Source organism: Promineifilum sp. (SeqCode) (assembly GCF_041918635.1).
Taxonomy (GTDB): domain Bacteria; phylum Chloroflexota; class Anaerolineae; order Promineifilales; family Promineifilaceae; genus Promineifilum.
In genome coordinates this window covers 1-3,589 of the sequence record NZ_JAYRVJ010000188.1, presented here as the reverse complement: position 1 = coordinate 3,589, position 3,589 = coordinate 1, and the positions used below count along the sequence as shown (strand labels likewise).

Annotated in this window: 3 protein-coding genes and 1 pseudogene; all 4 read left to right on the top strand. The window is 68.4% G+C overall.

The window, feature by feature from the left end:
- Window positions 1-528 (top strand): annotated as a pseudogene (locus ACE3UY_RS06470) (hypothetical protein); the annotation flags it as partial.
- A complete protein-coding gene (locus ACE3UY_RS06465) occupies window positions 525-2,423 on the top strand; it encodes a hypothetical protein (protein WP_374686732.1) in 1,899 nt (632 codons plus the stop codon). The pseudogene ACE3UY_RS06470 and the gene ACE3UY_RS06465, both read left to right, overlap by 4 nt.
- Window positions 2,420-3,049, top strand: a complete 630-nt coding sequence (locus ACE3UY_RS06460; protein WP_374686731.1) for an RNA polymerase sigma factor — start codon at window positions 2,420-2,422, stop codon at window positions 3,047-3,049. Before ACE3UY_RS06465 ends, ACE3UY_RS06460 begins: the two co-directional genes overlap by 4 nt.
- A 97-nt stretch (window positions 3,050-3,146) precedes the next feature.
- Window positions 3,147-3,589: anti-sigma factor (locus ACE3UY_RS06455; protein WP_374686730.1), on the top strand; the 443-nt coding region annotated here is incomplete at its 3' end.

Below are 3,589 nucleotides of genomic sequence, written 5' to 3'. Positions count from 1 at the left end.
TCGCGGGCGGCCGAGTACCGCGGCCCGGCGCGCGCCGCCGACGGGACGCCGCTGGAGCGCCAGCCGGCCACGCTGGATGGCCTGGCCTACCTGCAACGGTTCAACCCGGCCGACTACGACGCCATCCAGTGGTTGCGCCAGAACGCTGCGATGGCCGGTGGCTCGGCTCCAGTGGTGCTGGAGGCGGTCGGCGGGCAGTACAGCGGCTATGGTCGAGTCTCGGCCAATACCGGCCTGCCGACAGTGTTGGGCTGGCCGGGGCACGAAAGCCAGTGGCGGGGCAGCGACAACCCCGAGCCGGGCCGCCGCGAACCGATTGTGCAGCAAATCTATACCGCGACCGATCTGGGCGTGGTCGGCTTTCTGCTCGATCAGTTCGACGTCGCCTACATCTATGTCGGCGATCTGGAAGTCAGCACCTACGGCGAGGCCGGCCTGGCGAAGTTCCGCGAGGGGCTCGACGTTGCCTATGCCAATGACCGTGTTACGATTTATCGCTGGCAGCCGGTAGAGCTGTCATCAAGATGATGAGCGAAAGAACAACAGTGACGAATGACGAGTTGCGAGTGACGAGTGCGGAGCGCGCCACAACCGGGGGCGCTGATGGCGCTGCAAACCATCTGCCGCCTGCTGTCTCTGCCCCTTTCGCCGTTCGTCGTCCATCGCTCGTCGCTCGCCTGACCGTCGCCGACGGGCTGATGGCCCTGATCGGCGGCGTCGCCGCCCTGGCCCGTCTGGTCGATCTGAGCCGGCTGCCGTTGTCGCCGGCCGAAGCCGGGGCGGCGTTGGCGAGCTGGCAGTTCGCCAACGGCGGACAGGTGGCCGCGCCGGTGAGCAGTCCCGCCTATTTCACCTTCACCAGCCTGATCATGGGCCTCGGCGGCAGTGGAGACGTGGCGGCCCGGCTTGCCCCTGTCCTCTTTGGCGTGGCGACCGTCCTGCTGCCCTGGCTGTGGCGCGGGCGGGCGCGGCCGGCGCTCTGGCTGACAGCGGCGCTCTTTCTGGCCGTCTCGCCGCTGCACGTGGCCGTCTCGCGCGCCGCCGGCGGCGAGGCCATCGCCCTGTTCGCGCTGCTCCTGCTGGTGGTGGCCGGCGGGCGACGCTGGTGGGGCGTTGCGGGGGCGGCCCTCGGCCTGGGCCTGACCAGCGCGCCGCTGTTCTATACAGGTTTGGTCGCCCTCGTCCCGGCCTGGTGGATTTTTGCCGGCGCGAATCTTATGGATCGCCGTCGTCTCGATGGCGCGCCCGCGGGTGATTGGGTGAGCCAGTGGCGGCGGATCGGCGTGGCGGCGGCGCTCGCCTTCGTTGCCGTCGGCTCTTGCCTGCTGTTCTACCCGGCCGGCTTTGGCGCGGCGCTGCAACTCCTGCCCACCTGGTTCGCGCAGTTTGGCTTGCCGGCCAACCTGTCTGCGTCCGGGCTGCTCTCGCCCCTCCTGACTCTGTTGCGTTATGAGCCGGCCCTGCTGATGCTGGGCCTGCCGGCCGCCGTCTGGGCCGTCCGGCGCGGCGACCGGCCGGGCATCCGCCTGGGCATCTGGCTGGGCCTGGTGCTGCTCATCGCCACGCTCCAGCCCGCGCACGTGGCTAACACTGCCGCGGCCGTCTTGCCCGGCTACTTGCTCGTCGGCTTGTTCGCCGCCCACCTTGCCAGGGCTTCGGCCACTTCTGAGAAATCGGGTTTGTCGCAGCGGACTACCTGGTTCGTAGCCGGCGGGTTACTGCTGTTGGGTATGGTGCTATTGGTCAGCATCGGCCGCTTCACCCGTCTGAACCTGTGGACGGGCGAGCAGGGCACGCTGGTCGGTCTGGCGACTCTGGCCTTCGTCTTTGCCGGGCTGGTAGTCATCCTGGCCCTGTCGTGGGACAACAGCGCGGCGCGGCTGGGGGCTTTCCTGGGTGTGGCCCTGCTGCTCCTCTATTGGCAGTGGGGAACGGGCTGGCAGCTGAATCAAATCGGGGCCAACGACCCTCGCGAGCGCTGGGTGGTTGAGGCAGCCGACGACGATGTGCCGGTCATGATGGAGCTAATCACCAATATTTCCCTCCAGACGACCAACGCCGCCGATGACCTGGCGATCTTTAGCCTGATTGAATCGCCCGTTCTGCGCTGGTATTTCCGCGACTTCGCCCGCTTCCAGACTGGCCCAGCGCTGCCGGTGAACGCCCAGACGTCCGTTGTCCTGGCCCCGGACGACCGGCAGTTGGCGCATTCCGGCGACTACTTCGGCGTGGACTTCGGCCTGACACAGCGTGACGTGGCCGATGCCGTCGCCGCGCCCGCGCCGGTGGGGACGCGCATCGCCGACTTGCTGCGCTGGTGGCTGTTCCGCGAGTCGACCGCGCCGGTGGATGGGGAGCGGCTTATCCTGTGGATTCGCTCCGACCTGGCGACGGCCGGTGAGTTGAGTGGGGTGACGCCGTGAGCGATACGACGGCGCTGACCTGGCTGGACGGTAGAGACGTTCCGGCGGAACGTCTCTACGGGGCGGCCGACGAGACGGCCGCGCTCATCGCCCGCTGCCTGAGCGGCGAGGAGGCGGCCTACATCGCCCTCTATGACCTGCATAGTGGCATGGTTTACCGGCTGGCCTATAGCCTGCTGCAAAGCCAGCAAGATGCCGAAGAGGTGTTGCAGGACAGCTTCGAATACGCCTTCCGCCGCCTCGACCGGTTCGACGCGCGCAAGTCGGCCTTCAAGACGTGGCTCTATCGCATCACCGTTAGCCGCTGCCGCAACAAGCGGCGGCGCAAGTGGCTGCCGTCGTTTTCGCTGAACGGCGATGAATCGCCCGACTACGAGCAGAGGCACAGCGATCAGGAGCCGCTGCCAGATGAACGGGCGATGCTGAACGAGCAGCAGCGGGCGGTCTGGAGCGCCGTGCGCGATCTGTCGCCCAAGCTCCGCGAGGTAGCCATCCTGCGCTACTACGGCGGCCTGGCCTATGCCGAGATCGGCGAGGTGCTGGAGATTCCGCCCAAGACGGCCGAGTCGCGCATGCGACTGGCCCACAAGGCGCTGCGTGAGCGGCTGAGTGGGCTGGTCGAGTGAGGATGCTGCGCCGGCGGCGTGTATATACCAGGTAGACCTGACAGGTTGGCGGACAGGAGTCCGCTCGAAACCTGTCCAGTCTGAGGGGCAGTAACTTATGGACACAGAACACGCCCGGCAACTGATCCCCGACTACGTGTTGGGCCTGCTCTCGACCGAGGAGCGCCAGCGCGTGGAGCGGCACACGCAGCAGTGCGCCGCCTGCCGCGAGGCGCTGCAGCGCGAGCGGCAATTAGAGGCGCTGGTGCGCGGCGCCGTTGGCCGCGCCGTGGAGACAGCCCCGCGGCCGCCGGCCGCCCGGTTGCGCGCCCTGCGTCCCGCGCCGCCCGTCCGCGCCCCCGCGCGCCACCGCCTCTACCGCCAGCTCGCGCCGGCGACACTGGTCATGGCTCTGCTGGCGCTGGCTTTATTCGTCCAAGTGAACTGGTCGGGTTCGGCCGCGCCGGCCTACGCCCAGACGCGATGGGCATCCACAAGTGTTGCCGCCACAGACGCAGCGGCGACCGGGGCCGCCGTGACGAGCGCCGCCACGCCCTTCGA